The sequence below is a fragment of the Paenibacillus sp. JT31N7 genome (assembly GCF_059692095.1).
In genome coordinates this window covers 25,843-41,773 of the sequence record NZ_JCAUAT010000011.1, presented here as the reverse complement: position 1 = coordinate 41,773, position 15,931 = coordinate 25,843, and the positions used below count along the sequence as shown (strand labels likewise).

Below are 15,931 nucleotides of genomic sequence, written 5' to 3'. Positions count from 1 at the left end.
ATCCAGAAGGAATTTGCACGAAAATGTGGAAGTATACACCAAGTCCTGCGAATGGAAAAAGGTGGTGAACACAGTGCAAATTACAGATGTCAGACTTCGCCGGGTGAATTCCGAAGGAAGAATGAAGGCGATTGCTTCCATTACCATCGATAACGAATTCGTCGTACATGATATTCGTGTTATTGACGGCAACAATGGAATGTTTGTTGCAATGCCTAGCAAACGGACTCCGGACGGGGAGTTCCGTGATATTGCCCATCCGATTTCATCCACAACCCGCGAGAAGATTCAAGCGGCGGTTTTGTCTGAGTACGACCGTGCGGCTGCGGAAGAGGAAGTTATTGAAGAAGGCGCATAATCAACGCCGGTTTTGGCAGAAGGAGTCCTGTTCCTGCAGGGCTCTCTTTTCTTTTTCCGGCAGATAAGCTATAGTCATGGGTGAAACCCAGAGGAGAAGAAGGAGTGGATTGAAGTTGAAGCTGATGGCGATTGTACTGGCCGCAGGACAAGGGAAACGAATGAAATCCAAGCTGTACAAAGTGCTGCATTCCGTCTGCGGAAAACCGATGGTGGGACACGTACTGGATACACTTGAACATATACAAACGGAGAAAACGATCGTAATTGTAGGCCACGGGGCCGAAGCCGTTAAAGGCTATTTGGGAGACCGGGCGGAATATGCTCTTCAGGAGCGGCAGCTCGGTACGGGACATGCCGTCCTTCAGGCGAAGGATGTTATCGGAGCGGAAGACGGCGTTACCTTCGTCGTATGCGGAGATACGCCGCTGGTCCGTCCGGAAACGCTGGAGAAAATGCTCCAGCTGCATAAGGAAAAAGGCGCTGCGGGCACTATTCTGACAGCGGAAATGACGGATGCCACGGGCTACGGACGCATTATCCGCGGCGAAGGCGGACGGGTGGACCGAATCGTCGAGCAGAAGGACTGCAGCCCGGAAGAAGCGGCTGTGCGCGAGATCAACACGGGCACCTACTGCTTCGATAACCGCAAGCTGTTCGAAGCGCTGGAGAACGTGAAGAACGAGAACTCCCAGGGCGAGTATTACTTGACGGACGTCGTCGGGATTCTGAAAAATGCCGGCGAGATCGTCGAAGCATACTGCACGCCTGACGAAGCGGAGGCCATCGGCGTTAACGACCGGATCGCCCTCGCAGAAGCGGAGACGTTGATGCGTCAGCGTATCAACCGCGGACACATGGTGGGCGGGGTAACGTTCATCGACCCTTCTCAAACGTATATCGAGAAAGATGTCGTGATCGGGCCGGATACGGTTCTGTATCCGGGGACTACTCTGCGGGGCAAAACCGTCATCGGATCGGAATGCGAGATCGGACCGAACACCGAGATTTGCGACAGTACGCTGGGCGACGAAGTAACCGTCAAGCAATCGGTGCTTCAGGAAGCCAAAGTCGGCAGCCACGCGAATGTGGGGCCGTTCGCTTACCTGCGTCCGGGAGCGGATCTGGGCGAGCATGTCAAAATCGGCGATTTCGTGGAAATCAAAAACGCCAAGCTTGGCGAGGGCTCGAAGGTGTCGCACCTTAGTTACGTGGGAGACGCCGTGATCGGCAAGAACGTCAATTTCGGCTGCGGCGCCATCACGGTCAATTACGACGGCTTCAACAAAAGCCTGACGGAAGTCGGCGACGATGCTTTTATCGGAAGCAACGTAAACTTGATCGCCCCTGTTAAAATCGGCGACGGAGCCTACGTGGTGGCGGGATCGACGATTACGCACAACGTGGAAGACAACGACCTTGCGATCGCCCGCGAGCGCCAGACGAATAAAACAGGCTACGCTGACCGCGTACGCAGCAAGATGAAAGCGAAAAAAGAAAACAAGCACTCGTAAACTTTTTTATAAATAATTGGTTTAAACCTCCCCGAGATGGGTAATTTATCTATAGCCATCTAAAAGGGAGGTTCTTTTTGTATGGGAGTAGCTCTTAAAGGAAATACCAGAACCAATGCCACCAAGTCGGAGGCGAAGCAGCTGCGCAGACAAGGCAAGGTGCCTGGCGTAGTTTACGGGAAAACCACGGACAGCCTGACGGTTGTTCTGGAGCGGAAGGAACTCGTGCCGCTGCTGAAAAGCCACCCGAATGCGGTGATTGATCTTAATATCGAAGGCGTGGGCAAGCGCCCCGTACTTATCAGCGGAGTTCAGAGAGACAGCCTGAGTCAGGATGTCATCCACATTGATTTCCATCAGATCAACATGAACGAGCCGGTTAAAGCAACGGTTGCCATCGAGATCGTGGGAGAAGCGGCAGGCGTGAAGGAAGGCGGCATTCTCCAACTGGAGACTGCACAGCTCGACGTCCGCTGTCTGCCTGATGATCTGCCGGACTCTGTTCAGGTGGATATCAGTAATCTCGGCATCGGGGAGAATATCCTCGTATCCGATCTGAAGCTGCCTGAGAACGTCGAAGTGAAAACGGAAGCCCAGGACGTTGTGGTTACCGTGCTTCAACCGCAGAAGGAAGTCGAAGAAACAACTGCGGACGAGCCTGCGGCCGATGCTGAGTCTGCGGCTGAAGAAGCTGCCGAATCGAAAGAATAGAACGGCCTTAGGGCAAAAAAGAAAGGCTGCTGCCGGTTATCCGGGAGCAGCCTTTTTTTATCCTTAACCGCGGTGTGAAAAGTTGACAAGCTTTGAAAGCGCTTGCCAAAATACGCTTAATAACCTGGTCTCGATACGAATGTAAACATGCCGCGGTTGTAAAACGTGTTGTTGATCTTGATAAAGTGGGAAGAATAGTGATAGACGAAGCCTATATCTTTGTGGGAGTTAAGATAGTATACTTGGACAGGAACCTCCGCTTCCAAATGATCTTGAAAATGATCGTCCTGGTAAAGCTGCTGACCGTTGTCGTACATAAGATTCATCACCTGCTACCCCGTATTTTTTTGAAGCGTAAATCATGCTGATTTGCGCCAATTTATGACTTTATCTTTGCGGATGGGACCGGCCGAAGAGCCGAGCGGCCGAAAAAACCGCAGACCTATGCCCGGTACACGCAAAATGCCTGTATATAGTAGACAAGTTTCGGCAGGGAATCGTTACGGTGTCTAGTTAAAAAAAGTAAAAAAAATTTTGGGAGTGAATGAAACGTGAAATGTTTTGTCGGTTTAGGCAATCCAGGGAAACAGTACGAACATACACGGCATAATATCGGATTCATGGCGATCGACCGTTTTGCCGAGAAATGGGGCGTCTCCTCGTTCCAGAATAAGTCCAAAGGCCATCTGGCCGAGGTGCGTGTGAACGGTACAAAGGCCTACTTGCTGAAACCTATGACCTATATGAATTTGTCGGGGGAGTCGATCCGGGCTTTTATGGACTTTTATAAAGTCGACGTGTCGGATCTCGTCATTCTGTATGATGACATGGATACGCCATTCGGGAATATCAGGCTGCGTTACCAGGGCAGCGCCGGTGGACATAACGGGATCAAATCCGTTATAGCCCATACGGGCACGTCGACGTTCAACCGCATCCGCATGGGAATCAACCGGCCGAATCCGGGCTATCCGATTGTCGACTATGTCTTGTCGAATTTCAGCAAAGCCGAAACGGGGGCTTTACCTGCCGTACTGGATAAAACGTGCGAAGCGATGGAGCACTGTCTGAGCGAGCCTTTCGAGAAAACGATGGCGGTTTTCAACGGAAGCGGGAATTAGTCCGGAGTCCCGGATATATGGAATATCCTGAGTTGCGGCAAACGTGGCGTTCTCTCGTGTGTCAGCTTCCGGAAAGCTGATCCGGGGACATTGGCCGCTCCAAGACACATTGTATGCCGTGAACGGGCTGGTAAATTACTTCCGGAGTAGGCTAGGATTTTGAAAGTGGGGTCATACTAAGGAGTAATCGAAACCTGCAAGGAGGCATACATTGATGTCAGTAAAATATATTTGCCGTCATTGCCAATCGTCAATCGGAGAAATCAGCCGGGATCAAGTGAGTGAATACCAGCTCGGTTTCCATTTCTTGACCCCCGAAGAGCGGAGCGATATAATAGCGTATAACATGGACGGGGGCGTTACGGTCAAGGTGGTTTGCGATTACTGCAAGCAGGCACTGGACGCCAATCCGGAGCTTAACCTGATCGGCAGCCCGCTGCAGTGACCGAATCCGGCCGCTGCCCGCGTGCTGCTTAGGGCGCTTATCCCGTACTCCGGACATGTGCCAAAAATTGTGACATGACAGCCTAGGCAAGCGCCGAGGCTTCTTTTTGTGAGAGGAGTGTACTTGATTTGCAAGCTTTAATACAAGCTTTTTCAACGGACCGCGATTTTCAAAGTGTGATTTCGGGTATTCGTTCCGGCATGAAAGAGCAGTTGATCGCCGGATTAACCGGCTCCTCTCGTCAGGTGATGCTTGCTGCACTGATGCAGCAGCTCCAGCGTCCGCTTCTCATCGTTACGCATAATATGTTCTCCGCCCAGAAGATCTTCGAGGATTTGAGCGAATGTCTTCCGGAAGACGGGGTTCTCTTATATCCTGCACAAGAGCTGCTTGCCGCCGAAGCGGCTATTGCCAGTCCCGAAATGCTGGCGCAGCGGATCGATGTGCTGACCAAACTGGCCGGCGGATACCGGGGAGCGGTCATTGTGCCGTATGCCGGGTTCCGCCGTCTGCTTCCGACCAAGGAAACATTCGAGGAAGCTCAGCTCACCGTACGTTTGGGGGATACAATTGACCTGGAGGAATTTCTGACCCGTCTGACCGAACTCGGTTACGAGCGTGTGGAGAGGGTGGAAGCGAAGGGGGAAATGAGCGTCCGCGGAGGCATCGTGGATTTATTTCCGCTGACTTCTTCCACTGCCGTCCGAATCGAGTTATTCGATGTGGATGTGGATTCCATCCGTACGTTCGACGTATCGGACCAGCGTTCCATCGAAAAGTTGGATTCGTTCGTGATCCAGCCGTGTCGGGAAGTCCTCATAAATAGAAAGCGTTTTCAAAGTGCTGCTCAGCATGCTTACGAACTTCTCCAGGCCCAGCTTGCCAAAATGACGGACCGTCAGGCCAAGGACAGGCTGCTGGAAGGAATCGGACATGACATCGAACTGCTCCGCGAGGGGAACACCTTCCAGGGGCTGTTCAAGTATGTCTCGCTGCTCTATCCGGAGCGGCAGACCTTGTCCGATTACATGTCGGAAGATACCGTGATGCTCGTAGACGAGCCGGCCCGGCTCGTGGAAACCTCCAAGCAGCTGGAGCGCGAGGAGGCAGAGTGGGTGACCAGCTCCCTCCAGGACGGGAAGGCACTCCCGGCCCTTACGCTCTCGAAGCAGCTGGAGACTCTTATGCAGCGCCGCACTTATCCGACGCTTTATATGTCGCTCTTCCTGCGCCAGGTTCCGCAGACCCAGCCGCAGAATATTGTCAATTTCATGTCCCGGGTCATGCAGAATTTCCACGGGCAGATGAACCTTCTGAAAGCGGAAATGGAGCGGTGGAAAAAGACAGGGAGCCGCGTTATCATCCTAGCCAACGGCGAAGAGCGGATGGACCGTGTCCGCCGTGTGCTCGGGGACTATCAAATCGATGAACCCGAGATTATGAACGGGAACCTGCAAACGGGCTTCGAGCTGCCGTCCATTCATCTCGTCGTGATCACTGAAGGCGAGATGTTTACGCAGAAGCAGCGGAAAGCGCGCAAAGTAGACAAGAAGATCGAGAATGCCGAGAGGATCAAAAGCTACCAGGAGCTTAAAGTCGGAGACTACGTCGTTCACGTTAATCACGGGATCGGGAAGTATGTCGGGATCGGCACTCTTGAGGTTGGCGGCATTCATAAAGATTATTTGCATATTGTCTATGCGGGCGGCGATAAGCTGTCCGTCCCGATCGACCAGATCGATCTCATTCAGAAATATGTCGGTTCGGAAGAGAAAGAGCCGAAAATATACAAGCTGGGCGGAGCCGACTGGAACCGCGTCAAGAACAAAGTGCGGACCTCCGTCAAGGACATCGCCGACGATCTCATTAAGCTTTACGCGGACCGTCAAGCGACAACGGGATACGGCTTCAGTTCCGATTCCGCCTACCAGCAGGAATTCGAAAGTATGTTTCCGTATGACGAAACGACGGATCAACTCCGGGCAATTGGGGAAATTAAGAAAGATATGGAAAAATCTCGTCCGATGGACCGACTGCTTTGCGGCGACGTCGGCTACGGCAAGACGGAAGTGGCTATCCGCGCCGCCTTCAAAGCGGCTATCGACGGCAAACAGGTAGCTGTCCTGGTGCCGACGACGATTTTGGCGCAGCAGCATTACGAGACGTTCCGTGAACGTTTCTCGGGATACCCGTTCAACATCCAGGTGTTGAGCCGTTTCCGTTCGAAGAAAGAGCAGAATGAAACGACCAAGGGCGTCAAGGCAGGTACCGTAGACATCGTAATCGGAACGCACCGCCTGCTGTCCCAGGATCTGAAGTTCAAAGATTTGGGACTGCTCATCGTCGATGAGGAGCAGCGTTTCGGCGTCTCGCACAAAGAGAAGCTGAAGCGGCTGAAAACGAATGTCGACGTGCTGACTCTGACCGCAACGCCAATCCCGCGCACGCTTCACATGTCGATGCTGGGCGTCCGCGACCTGTCCGTCATTGAGACGCCGCCGGAGAACCGCTTCCCGGTACAGACTTACGTGCTGGAATACAGCACAACGCTGGTACGGGAAGCGATTGAACGGGAGCTGGCGCGTGAAGGACAGGTGTATTTCCTGTTCAACCGCGTCCAGGGGATCAACCAGATGGCCGAGCAGATCTCCATGCTCGTGCCGGAAGCCCGCGTGGCCGTAGCGCACGGGCAGATGTCGGAGCAGGAACTCGAGAAAACCATTCTCGACTTCCTGGACGGTGAGTTCGACGTGCTCGTGAGCACGAGCATTATCGAGACCGGCGTCGATATCCCGAACGTGAATACGCTGATCGTGCATGACGCCGACAAGATGGGCTTATCCCAGCTGTACCAGCTGCGGGGCCGGGTCGGCCGTTCCAACCGGGTCGCCTATGCGTACTTTACGTACCAGCGAGACAAAGTGCTGAACGAAGTGGCGGAGAAGCGTCTCCAGGCAATTAAAGAATTTACAGAACTTGGTTCCGGGTTTAAAATTGCCATGAGGGACTTGTCCATCCGCGGAGCCGGCAATCTGCTCGGAGCCGAGCAGCACGGGTTTATCGCTTCCGTCGGGTTTGACCTGTATTCCCAGATGCTGAGCGAGGAAATCGCCAAGCGCAAGCTGGAACTGGACGGAGAGCAGGCGGAGCCGGAGAAGGAATGGCTCACGCAGCTTGACCTTCATCTGGATGCCTACCTGCCGTCGGATTACATTTACGACAGTATGCAGAAGATCGAGATTTACAAGAAAGTGGCGAATATCCGCTCCTTCGCGGAAGCGGAAGATCTGGACGAGGAATTGGTGGACCGGTTCGGCGATTTGCCGCCTGCCGTTTCCAATCTCTTAGCCGTAGCCAGATTGAAGGTGTATGGAGCCGAATATAAAATCGAATCCATCTCCCAGAAGGGCGACGACTATCAGATCAAGATTTCTCCGGACGAGACGGAAAGACTGGACGGTCAGAAGCTGTTTACGATTTCGAACGGCTTCGACGGGCGCGTCAAGCTGATTGCCGGACCTCAGATTCATGTTCATATCCGCGGCAAAGGGCTGTCCCCCGAGGACACAATCGCATTGGTGGAGCGTTTTCTGTTACAATACAGGGAAGCCTTGAAAACGAAGGGAGAATTGCAGAATGCAACACAATAAATCAGGTTGGGCCAAGAGCAAGTGGCTGCTGCTTGCCGTATTAGTCCTTGTCTTGGCCGTGGCCAGCGGATGCGGCAAAAAGGACGAAGGAAAAGCCGGTACGCCGGAAGAAGTTATCGCCACTTACAAAGACGGGGGTAAAGTGACCCGCGGAGAGTTTGACAAACTGCTTTCCTTCAACCGTCTCCTGTATCCGGAATACGCGCAGTTCGAAACCGATCCGGCATACCAGCAAAGTATGCTGGAGCAGTTTATCATGCTGAAGGTCCTTTCCGGACGTGCAAGCGATGACGTGAAGAAAGAAGCGGACAAGCAGGTAACCGAGCAAGTTACCCAGTTGAAAACTTTTGTGGGCGCGCAAGAAGGCGGCCTGGAGAAGAAGCTGAAAGACGCGAAACTGGAAGAGAAGGACGTTGAGGACCTCTTGAGACTCAGCGTGTATTCCACGAGCCACTTGGAGAAGCAGGTTACTGACGATGAAATCAAAGCGGAATACGAAAAGGCCAAAAAAGCGGACCCGAACGCCTACGATGTAGCGACTGTCCGTCATATTCTGATCGGTCTTAACGATCCGGCTACGAATAAAGAACTCCGTACGAAAGAAGAAGCTCTGAAACGTGCAAAAGAAGTGCAGCAGAAGCTGAAAAGCGGCGGAGACTTCGACGCTCTTGCCAAAGAATACTCGGATGACCCGGGTTCGAAAGATAAAGGCGGCAAGTATGAAAACGCCAAAGTAAGCCAGTGGGTAGCCGGATTCAAAAAAGCGGCCCTCGAGCTGCCATTGAATACGATCAGCGATCCCGTTGAGACCGATTACGGCTACCACGTCATGAAAGTGGAATCCCGTAAAACCGAAACCGTAGAAGACGCCAAGAAAGATCTGGCCTCCAACCTGGCGCAAGTGAAGATGCAGGAGTTCGTCACGAAGGAGCTTCCCGGCTTGATCGAAACGAACAAGCTTCCTAAGCCGACTCCGACACCGGCCGCATCGGCTAATCCGAGCCCGGCGCCTGGCGCCAGCGCGGAACCGAGCGGCACGCCGGCTCCGACAGGCAGCCCGTCTCCGCAGACGACGCCGTCCGCGGCGCCGACCGACGTGCCTGGAGCGACGCCTCCGGCCGCAAGCCCTTCGCCGGCGGCGAAGTAAGCGAATCCGCGAAGTCTCGCGGCAGATCATTTATATCACGAAAGCCATCTCGTCCATCCGGACGGGATGGCTTTTTATTTTACGTGGTTGGAAAGAGGGAAATGTATAAGAATATGGGGGCGGATGAATACTATGGTCAGAATCGAATCGCTACACCCTTCTCTTTTAAATACACGCAGATCGGCGTCCAGTCGTATCCAAAACTTCAAGTGAAAGTGGGGCAACAAGAGTCATGAAAGCAACTGGAATCGTTCGTCGCATTGATGACCTGGGCAGGGTTGTCATTCCGAAGGAAATACGGCGCACACTGCGCATCCGGGAAGGCGACCCGCTCGAGATATTCGTCGATCGCGACGGTGAAGTTATCTTGAAGAAGTATTCCCCGATCGGCGAATTAGGGGATTTTGCCAAAGAATATGCCGAGTCTCTCTATGAGAGCACTAATCATATCACACTGATTACGGACCGGGATACGGTTATCGCCGTAGCGGGCGGTTCAAAGAAAGAGTATATGGACAAGCAGATCGGGCAGATTGTGGAGACCGCCATGGAAAACCGTAAACCGGCGATCGAGAGCGGTTCGGGTACATACGAAATCTCCAAAGACAATCCCGAAACTTACAGCTCTTTCGTCATCGCTCCGATTGTTGCGGGCGGAGATCCGATCGGTTCGGTTATTCTGATGAGCAAGGACGAAGAAGTCACGATGGGCAACATGGAATCGAAAATGGTGGAGACTGCAGCTGGTTTTTTGGCGAAACAAATGGAGCAGTAACCGAAAGCTTCCCTTACTTGGAAACCAATTCCGGATGTAAGGGGGCTTTTTTTGTTTTATGAGGAAATTTATATATAATGGGAAGAGTCCTCTTTAATCCGTAATTTTTCAAACATCCTAGTGTAAACCCCCAAGAAGGAAAGCGAGGCTTTAAGCAGTATGAAAGCTACAGGTATAGTTAGACGCATAGACGATTTAGGACGGGTAGTCATTCCGAAGGAGATCCGGCGCACCATGCGTATCCGGGAAGGCGACCCGATGGAAATATTCGTGAACCCCGACGGCGAAGTCATTTTGCAGAAATATTCTCCGATCGGCGAACTTGGAGATTTTGCACTGGAATACGCGGAATCGTTAAACGAGAGCACGGGGTACCAGGCCGTTATATCGGACCGGGAGACCTTCATCGCAGCGGCAGGCCGCGGACGTAAAGAATATGACGGCAAACCGGTGGGTGAGCTTGTCGAGCGTGCCTTGAACGGAAGACAGACCATCGTGGAAGAAACGGCCGGCAGCTACGAGCTGGTTAAGGATGCGGCAGATGCTTACGGCTCGTTCGTCATCGCACCGATCATTCACAACGGAGATACCATCGGTACAGTTCTGCTGGTCAGCAAAGAAAACGACGTGGTCATGGGGAAAACCGAGCGGATCATGTCCGAAACGGCCGCTTCCTTCTTGTCCAAGCAAATGGAAGTGTAGATACACACAGATACATTTAATCTTTTATCGCAGGAGATACGTCCATGTCCACGGAAAAGGGAACGCAGGAACAGACTGTGACGGTCGGCAGCTCTCGGCTCCTTAAGGGCGCAGCGATACTGGCCGCGGCGGCGGTATTCTCCAAACTGCTCGGAACCCTTCAAAAAATTCCGCTGCAGAATATAGCCGGGGACGGGGCTTTCGGTATCTACAATGCCGTCTATCCGTTGTACCTCCTGATTCTTTTCCTGGCGACCGCGGGTTTTCCGATCACCGTTGCGAAATTCGTCCAGGACCGGGCAGCCGAACGCGATCATGAAGGGGCGAGGCGGGTAGCGTTGGCTGCCGCTCTGCTCCTGACAGGTACCGGCGTGCTTTGCTTTCTCTTGCTGTATTTTGGAGCCGATATGCTTGCGGGCTGGATAGGAACAGCGGCTGCAGCGCCGGCCATCCGCAGCATTTCGTACGCGCTCCTGCTGGTTCCTGTACTCTCGGTTCTACGCGGTTATTTTCAGGGCTATCAGAATATGGTCCCCACCGCGGTATCGCAGGTTGTCGAGCAGACGGTACGCGTACTTACGATGGTTCTGCTGCTGCTGTACCTGACCGAACAAGGCGCGGGAGACGGCGATATTGCCGCCGGAGCTACATTCGGTTCCGTAACCGGGGCGGCGGGGGCCTTGCTTCTGCTTCTGTTCTATTGGCAGAGAAGCAGGGAAAGAAGGGCAAGAAGGGCCGGGAATCCGGCTGAATTAACGTCGGCGGAACCCGTGGATCATTCCGACCGCTGTGAAGCCTCGCATAGCCCGGAAAAGAGGTTTGAACGATCGGCTGTTGAGAAACCGGCCTCTATAGGAGAGGCCGCCCAAGCTGAGGCCACCGGCCCTGCGGGGGCCAAAGAACCGCTTGGCCGGCTTATGGCTTCTATCGGCGCTTACGCTCTTCCGATCTGCCTCGGCTCGATCATGACGCCGATTCTCAATCTCATCGACGCCTTCACCATTCCCCGCCTGCTGCTCGGCGGGGGAGCGGACCCGGCCGAGGCGATGCGCCAGTTCGGCCTCTACAACCACGGCCTGCCCCTGGTTCAGGCCGTGACGATGGTCGCGTCCTCGCTGACGGCCGTGCTGGTGCCGGCGATCGCCGCAGCTAAGGCGACGGACCCGGCGCAGCTGCAAATCCGCACGGAGCGGACCGTCCGGATGACGGGCCTGCTCGGCCTGGCTGCGGCCGCCGGGCTGGCTTCTCTCACCGTGCCGGTGAACGTGATGCTCTATCAGAGCGAAGAAGCATCCGGCACGATGGCTCTCCTCGCGCTCACGGCGCTGTTCGGCACGCTCAACATCGTGCTTGCCGGAGTGCTACAGGGCCTCGGCGCCGTGAACGCTCCCGCGCTGCACCTGCTCGCCGCAGCCGCCGTCAAGATCGGCGGCAGTCTGCTGCTCGTGCCGCGCTGGGGAATCGCCGGCGCAGCCGTGTCGGCGGTGCTCGCGTTCGCGTTCGCGGCCGCCCTGGGCCTCGCTGAGGTGCGGCGGCTGACCGGCGCTCCGCAGCGCGGGCGCGCCTCGGCCCTGACGCCGCTTGCCGCCGCGGCGCTCATGTGCGCCGCTCTGGGCGCGCTCCAGCTCGCGGGCAGGCCGCTGCTTGGCGCCGTGGCGCCGGACCTCGGCTCGCGCGGACAGGCCGGCGTGATGGCGCTGGCCGGGGTGGCGCTCGGCGCTGCCGTATACGCGCTCGCGCTGCTGCGCCTTGGCGCCGTGAACCGCGCGGAGCTTGAGCAGCTCCCGGGCGGCGGCAAGCTGGCTTCGGCGCTGACGAAGCTGCGCCTGCTCCCGCAGGGGAAGCGGCTCTAGGAGCGCGCCCCGCCCCCCGCCCCGTGATAGACCGCGCCGTTTCGGCGTAAAATAGCTGCGAATCAACCGGCTCCGCTTACGCGGGAACCGGAATAAGCATGGGAGGCAAGGACTATGACGCAAGGAATTACGGTTCTCGGACTCGGCTCCGGGGACGAAAACCAGCTCACGCTCGGCGTGCTGCGCCGGCTGCGGCAGGCTCCGAAGCTGATTCTCCGCACCGATCATCACCCGGTTGCCGCCTATCTCCGGGCGGAGGAGATCCGGTACGAGACTTTTGACGCGATTTACGAAGCGAAGGACCGCTTTGACGACACGTACGAAGCGATAGCGGCATCGCTGCTGGAGTCAGCCCGTTCGCAGGCTGTCGTGTACGCTGTTCCCGGCCATCCTATGGTGGCCGAGTACACCGTGCAGCTGCTGAGGGCGAAATGTCCGGAAGCGGGCATTCCGCTGGAGATCGTGGGCGGGGAAAGCTTCCTCGACCAGGCGTTTCTCCGGTTCGGCTTCGATCCGATCGAAGGAATGCAGCTTCTGGATGCGACGGACTTGCGGCCCGGCATGCTGAACCCCCGCTTGCATACAGTGATCGGACAAGTGTACGATACATTTACGGCGTCGGATGTGAAGCTTACGCTGATGGAGCTTTACCCGGACGATTACACCGTCTTTGCGGGTCACTCCCTTGGCGTTGCGGGAGAAGAATCGGTTGTCCGGGTTCCCCTTTACGAGCTCGACCGGATCGAGGGCTACGGGAACCTTTCTCTCGTATGGGTGCCCCGCAGCGACCGCGACGAACTCCGCAACCGTACATTGGAGCGGCTGCATGAAATTGTGGCGATTCTCCGCAGCCCGGAAGGCTGCCCGTGGGATCGCGAGCAGACGCATGCCAGCCTCCGCAAAAATCTCATCGAAGAAGCGTACGAGGTACTGGAGACGATCGATGAGGACGACCCCGACCACATGTGCGAGGAGCTCGGCGACCTGCTGCTGCAGGTGATGCTCCATTCCCAGATGGAAGAGGAGACCGGCGCTTTTACCGTCTATGACGTAATCGCGGGGCTCAACGAGAAGCTGATCCGTCGTCATCCCCACGTGTTCGGCACGGAAGGCGCGGAGAATGCGGAGGAGGCTCTTGCCAACTGGCAGCAGATGAAGGACGAGGAGAAGCGCCGCAAAGGGATTGACCCGTCGAAGCAGTCGGCTCTGGCGGGCGTGCCCAAGGATTTGCCTGCCTTGATGAAAGCCCTGAAACTGCAGAAAAAAGCGGCGGGCGTCGGGTTTGACTGGTCCGAGGTCGGAGAAGTGATCGGCAAAATCACCGAGGAATTGGGTGAAGTGCAGGAAGCGATGGAAAGCGGAGCGGCGGCGGAGCGCTTGGACGAACTCGGCGATCTTCTTTTTGCCGTCGTCAATCTGTCACGTTTCCTCAAAATCGATCCGGAAGAGGCGCTGGCTTCGACCAACCGCAAATTCGTACGCCGTTTCCAGTACATTGAAGGGTGCCTGGAAGCTCGGGGCAAGTCCCCGGCAGAGGCGGATTTGGCAGAGATGGAAGAATTGTGGCAGGAAGCAAAAAAACTTCAATCCACGTAGGATTTTGAGCAGGATTTTCCAAGCTGAGCAAGAATACTTAGTTTCGGAAGCGGCTTTCCTGTGAGATTCAAAACCAGCTACATATTGTCATTTACTTTAGGAGGTATTCGAATCATGAACAAAACAGATCTGATCAACAACATTTCCACAAAGAGCGGACTCACCAAGAAAGACGTGGAAACCGTCCTTAACTCTTTCCTCGGTGAAATTACGGACGCCCTGTCCACAGGAGATAAAGTTCAGCTGATCGGCTTCGGTACATTCGAAACCCGCAAACGTTCCGGACGTACGGGCCGCAACCCGCAAACCGGTCAAGAAATTTCTATTCCGGAATCGAATGTTCCTGCTTTCAAAGCGGGCAACAAGCTTAAAGAAGCCGTAAAATAATGAGACTCGACAAGTTTTTAAAAGTATCCCGGCTGATCAAACGCCGTACGGTAGCCAAAGACGTCTCCGATCAGGGGCGTGTCTGGATCAACGGGCGGGATGCGAAACCGAGTTCGACGGTGAAGGTAGGCGACGAGCTTGCCATTCAATTCGGGCAGAAGAAAGTGACCGTTCGCGTGGAACAGCTGACGGAGTCGACTCGTAAAGAGGACGCGGCTCATATGTACACGCTTCTGCGGGAAGAAGCGAATAACGGATAACCAAGAGGCTGAAAGGCGGCTTATGCCGACTAGGCCTCTTTTTTTACATGCTTCCGGGTGTTCTAAAAACGGACATCCCCCCATATCGTAGTGATAGGAAAAGCTGTAGGGGGGACTCGCCATGATGGAGGCCGGAAAGACCAAACGGCAGGAAGTGAAAATGCTCAACCGCAAGCTGCTCGAGATCTCCGGTGTGAAGAATGTGGAGAGCTTTGACAGTGAGGAATTTTTGCTGGAGACGGACTGCGGGTTTCTGCTGATTAAGGGACAGAATCTGCATATCAAGAATTTGAGTCTGGAGCAGGGACTGGTGGCGATAGAAGGGTACGTCAACGCCTTGTCTTACGTGGACGCAAATTCCCCGGAGAAAAACAAGGGATTTCTGGGTAAGCTGTTCAAGTGACACTGAACGACCAGTTTTTAACCTTATGGTTAATGTTCGTCAGCGGGATGGGGCTGGGGATGCTCTACGACGCCTTCCGGGTGGTGTTCGTGCAGCTGCGGCTGCCGCGCTGGACTTTCCCGCTTGCGGATGTGATTTACTGGATTACGGCGACCGTCTGCGTGTTCGGGACGCTCGTGCACAGCAATCAGGGACAAGTCCGCTTCTTCGTCTTTGTCGGTTTGATTATCGGCCTGATGGTTTACATGATGACGCTGAGCCGCATCGTCCGTAGGTTTATTGCGGTCCTGATCCGGGCCGTTAAATGGCTCCTGGGCTTCTTCAGGCGACTGTTTACGCTGCTGATCATCAAGCCTGCGATCGGGCTATACAAGCTTGCCTGGGTGCTGCTGGGGTTTTTGGCGGCGCTGGCTATGTTCCTGTTCCGAGTTGTGGTACAATTGGTTTACCCTGTGTGGAAACTGCTGCTTTGGCTGATACGTCCCCTGTACAAGCATTTACGGGTACCTGCCCGCGTGCTCCGGTGGATACATTTTTTACAACATCTGTTTCAGAAGTGGTTTCGCAAGGGTAAGTAACCGGGCACGGGTCGGGTTTTTATGGCCCTGCACGATCAGGAGGCTCAGAGATTAATGCCTGTTTCACCCAAATCAACGCAGACGCAACCTAAATCGAATAGCAAAGGCACGCGCCGCAGATTCCGTATTGCCGCCGTCATTCTGCTCGGTTTTCTGACGTGGGCGGGAGTTACGTTCTGGGGGCAGCATGGCAAGATCAGCGAGAAACGTGCGGAAATGCAGCAGATCAAACTACAGTTTACCGATGAACAGAAGCGTAAAGCGGACCTTCAGCAGGAAATTGCCCGTTTGCACGATCCTGAGTATTTGGAGCAAGTCATCCGCAGCGAGTTGAATTATGCCCGCGAAGGTGAAACGCGTTTTTTTATTCCGACGTCCAAATCACAAAATCCGTAAAACCGGATTATTTGGGCTTTTCTCCATGTTGACCGT

The 15,931-nt window shown here is 54.8% G+C and carries 17 protein-coding genes; 16 read left to right on the top strand and 1 reads right to left on the bottom strand.

The genetic code is table 11. The annotated features are described in order from the left end of the window. The first annotated feature begins 73 nt into the window (after window positions 1-73). The 3 genes from spoVG to AC58P5_RS26805 all read left to right on the top strand — a co-directional run bounded on the left by spoVG (window position 74) and on the right by AC58P5_RS26805 (window position 2,582). Entirely contained in the window at window positions 74-358 is a 285-nt protein-coding gene (gene spoVG / locus AC58P5_RS26815; RefSeq protein ID WP_009671859.1) for a septation regulator SpoVG, read from the top strand. A 115-nt stretch (window positions 359-473) separates the two neighbouring features. Then, window positions 474-1,871, top strand: a complete 1,398-nt coding sequence (gene glmU, locus AC58P5_RS26810; protein ID WP_497392069.1) for a bifunctional UDP-N-acetylglucosamine diphosphorylase/glucosamine-1-phosphate N-acetyltransferase GlmU — start codon at window positions 474-476, stop codon at window positions 1,869-1,871. 81 nt (window positions 1,872-1,952) lie between these two features. Further along, window positions 1,953-2,582, top strand: a complete 630-nt coding sequence (locus AC58P5_RS26805; RefSeq protein ID WP_497392030.1) for a 50S ribosomal protein L25/general stress protein Ctc — start codon at window positions 1,953-1,955, stop codon at window positions 2,580-2,582. A 116-nt stretch (window positions 2,583-2,698) separates the two neighbouring features. Here the strand turns inward: AC58P5_RS26805 and AC58P5_RS26800 are convergent, their stop codons facing one another. Further along, on the bottom strand, window positions 2,699-2,899 hold the full coding sequence (locus AC58P5_RS26800; RefSeq protein WP_413000217.1) for a hypothetical protein: 201 nt from the start codon (window positions 2,897-2,899) through the stop codon (window positions 2,699-2,701). A gap of 234 nt (window positions 2,900-3,133) precedes the next feature. Between AC58P5_RS26800 and pth the strand changes: the two genes are divergently transcribed. The 13 genes from pth to AC58P5_RS26735 all read left to right on the top strand — a co-directional run bounded on the left by pth (window position 3,134) and on the right by AC58P5_RS26735 (window position 15,895). Beyond that, a complete protein-coding gene (pth, locus tag AC58P5_RS26795) occupies window positions 3,134-3,703 on the top strand; it encodes an aminoacyl-tRNA hydrolase (protein WP_497392028.1) in 570 nt (189 codons plus the stop codon). A gap of 214 nt (window positions 3,704-3,917) precedes the next feature. Beyond that, entirely contained in the window at window positions 3,918-4,148 is a 231-nt protein-coding gene (gene fin, locus AC58P5_RS26790; protein WP_009671878.1) for an anti-sigma-F factor Fin, read from the top strand. Between the two features lie 128 nt (window positions 4,149-4,276). Then, a complete protein-coding gene (gene mfd / locus AC58P5_RS26785) occupies window positions 4,277-7,798 on the top strand; it encodes a transcription-repair coupling factor (RefSeq protein WP_497392026.1) in 3,522 nt (1,173 codons plus the stop codon). Next, the gene (locus AC58P5_RS26780) at window positions 7,785-8,945 is read left to right on the top strand and encodes a peptidylprolyl isomerase (RefSeq protein ID WP_497392025.1); all 1,161 of its coding nucleotides are present in this window, start codon (window positions 7,785-7,787) and stop codon (window positions 8,943-8,945) included. Before mfd ends, AC58P5_RS26780 begins: the two co-directional genes overlap by 14 nt. A 232-nt stretch (window positions 8,946-9,177) precedes the next feature. Continuing rightward, the gene (gene spoVT / locus AC58P5_RS26775) at window positions 9,178-9,720 is read left to right on the top strand and encodes a stage V sporulation protein T (protein ID WP_497392024.1); all 543 of its coding nucleotides are present in this window, start codon (window positions 9,178-9,180) and stop codon (window positions 9,718-9,720) included. A gap of 159 nt (window positions 9,721-9,879) precedes the next feature. Then, window positions 9,880-10,422, top strand: coding sequence for a stage V sporulation protein T (spoVT, locus tag AC58P5_RS26770; protein ID WP_497392022.1), 543 nt, complete (start codon window positions 9,880-9,882; stop codon window positions 10,420-10,422). A 44-nt stretch (window positions 10,423-10,466) separates the two neighbouring features. After that, window positions 10,467-12,275 carry an oligosaccharide flippase family protein gene (locus tag AC58P5_RS26765; protein WP_497392021.1) on the top strand — a complete coding sequence of 603 codons (1,809 nt, stop codon included), beginning with the start codon at window positions 10,467-10,469 and terminating at the stop codon, window positions 12,273-12,275. Window positions 12,276-12,389: 114 nt separating this feature from the next. Next, window positions 12,390-13,871 (top strand): bifunctional methyltransferase/pyrophosphohydrolase YabN, encoded by a 1,482-nt coding sequence (yabN, locus tag AC58P5_RS26760; RefSeq protein ID WP_497392020.1) that lies wholly within the window; start codon window positions 12,390-12,392, stop codon window positions 13,869-13,871. A 114-nt stretch (window positions 13,872-13,985) separates the two neighbouring features. Further along, on the top strand, window positions 13,986-14,258 hold the full coding sequence (locus AC58P5_RS26755) for an HU family DNA-binding protein (protein WP_009671911.1): 273 nt from the start codon (window positions 13,986-13,988) through the stop codon (window positions 14,256-14,258). Further along, window positions 14,258-14,518 carry an RNA-binding S4 domain-containing protein gene (locus AC58P5_RS26750; protein ID WP_454234701.1) on the top strand — a complete coding sequence of 87 codons (261 nt, stop codon included), beginning with the start codon at window positions 14,258-14,260 and terminating at the stop codon, window positions 14,516-14,518. The genes AC58P5_RS26755 and AC58P5_RS26750 overlap by 1 nt, the downstream gene beginning before the upstream one ends. A gap of 121 nt (window positions 14,519-14,639) precedes the next feature. Continuing rightward, entirely contained in the window at window positions 14,640-14,921 is a 282-nt protein-coding gene (yabP, locus tag AC58P5_RS26745; protein WP_009671862.1) for a sporulation protein YabP, read from the top strand. Continuing rightward, window positions 14,918-15,499 (top strand): spore cortex biosynthesis protein YabQ, encoded by a 582-nt coding sequence (gene yabQ, locus AC58P5_RS26740; RefSeq protein WP_497392018.1) that lies wholly within the window; start codon window positions 14,918-14,920, stop codon window positions 15,497-15,499. Before yabP ends, yabQ begins: the two co-directional genes overlap by 4 nt. A 54-nt stretch (window positions 15,500-15,553) precedes the next feature. Next, on the top strand, window positions 15,554-15,895 hold the full coding sequence (locus tag AC58P5_RS26735; RefSeq protein WP_497392017.1) for an FtsB family cell division protein: 342 nt from the start codon (window positions 15,554-15,556) through the stop codon (window positions 15,893-15,895). Window positions 15,896-15,931 lie beyond the last annotated feature (36 nt).

Bases quoted from the DNA above. Each gene is read 5' to 3' on its own strand.
- yabN (WP_497392020.1), top strand. From the start codon at position 12,390: ATGACGCAAGGAATTACGGTTCTCGGACTCGGCTCCGGGGACGAAAAC.
- AC58P5_RS26800 (WP_413000217.1), bottom strand. From the start codon at position 2,899: ATGTACGACAACGGTCAGCAGCTTTACCAGGACGATCATTTTCAAGAT.
- AC58P5_RS26735 (WP_497392017.1), top strand. From the start codon at position 15,554: ATGCCTGTTTCACCCAAATCAACGCAGACGCAACCTAAATCGAATAGC.
- AC58P5_RS26755 (WP_009671911.1), top strand. From the start codon at position 13,986: ATGAACAAAACAGATCTGATCAACAACATTTCCACAAAGAGCGGACTC.
- AC58P5_RS26750 (WP_454234701.1), top strand. From the start codon at position 14,258: ATGAGACTCGACAAGTTTTTAAAAGTATCCCGGCTGATCAAACGCCGT.
- spoVT (WP_497392022.1), top strand. From the start codon at position 9,880: ATGAAAGCTACAGGTATAGTTAGACGCATAGACGATTTAGGACGGGTA.
- AC58P5_RS26805 (WP_497392030.1), top strand. From the start codon at position 1,953: ATGGGAGTAGCTCTTAAAGGAAATACCAGAACCAATGCCACCAAGTCG.
- yabP (WP_009671862.1), top strand. From the start codon at position 14,640: ATGATGGAGGCCGGAAAGACCAAACGGCAGGAAGTGAAAATGCTCAAC.
- spoVT (WP_497392024.1), top strand. From the start codon at position 9,178: ATGAAAGCAACTGGAATCGTTCGTCGCATTGATGACCTGGGCAGGGTT.
- fin (WP_009671878.1), top strand. From the start codon at position 3,918: ATGTCAGTAAAATATATTTGCCGTCATTGCCAATCGTCAATCGGAGAA.
- AC58P5_RS26780 (WP_497392025.1), top strand. From the start codon at position 7,785: ATGCAACACAATAAATCAGGTTGGGCCAAGAGCAAGTGGCTGCTGCTT.
- AC58P5_RS26765 (WP_497392021.1), top strand. From the start codon at position 10,467: ATGTCCACGGAAAAGGGAACGCAGGAACAGACTGTGACGGTCGGCAGC.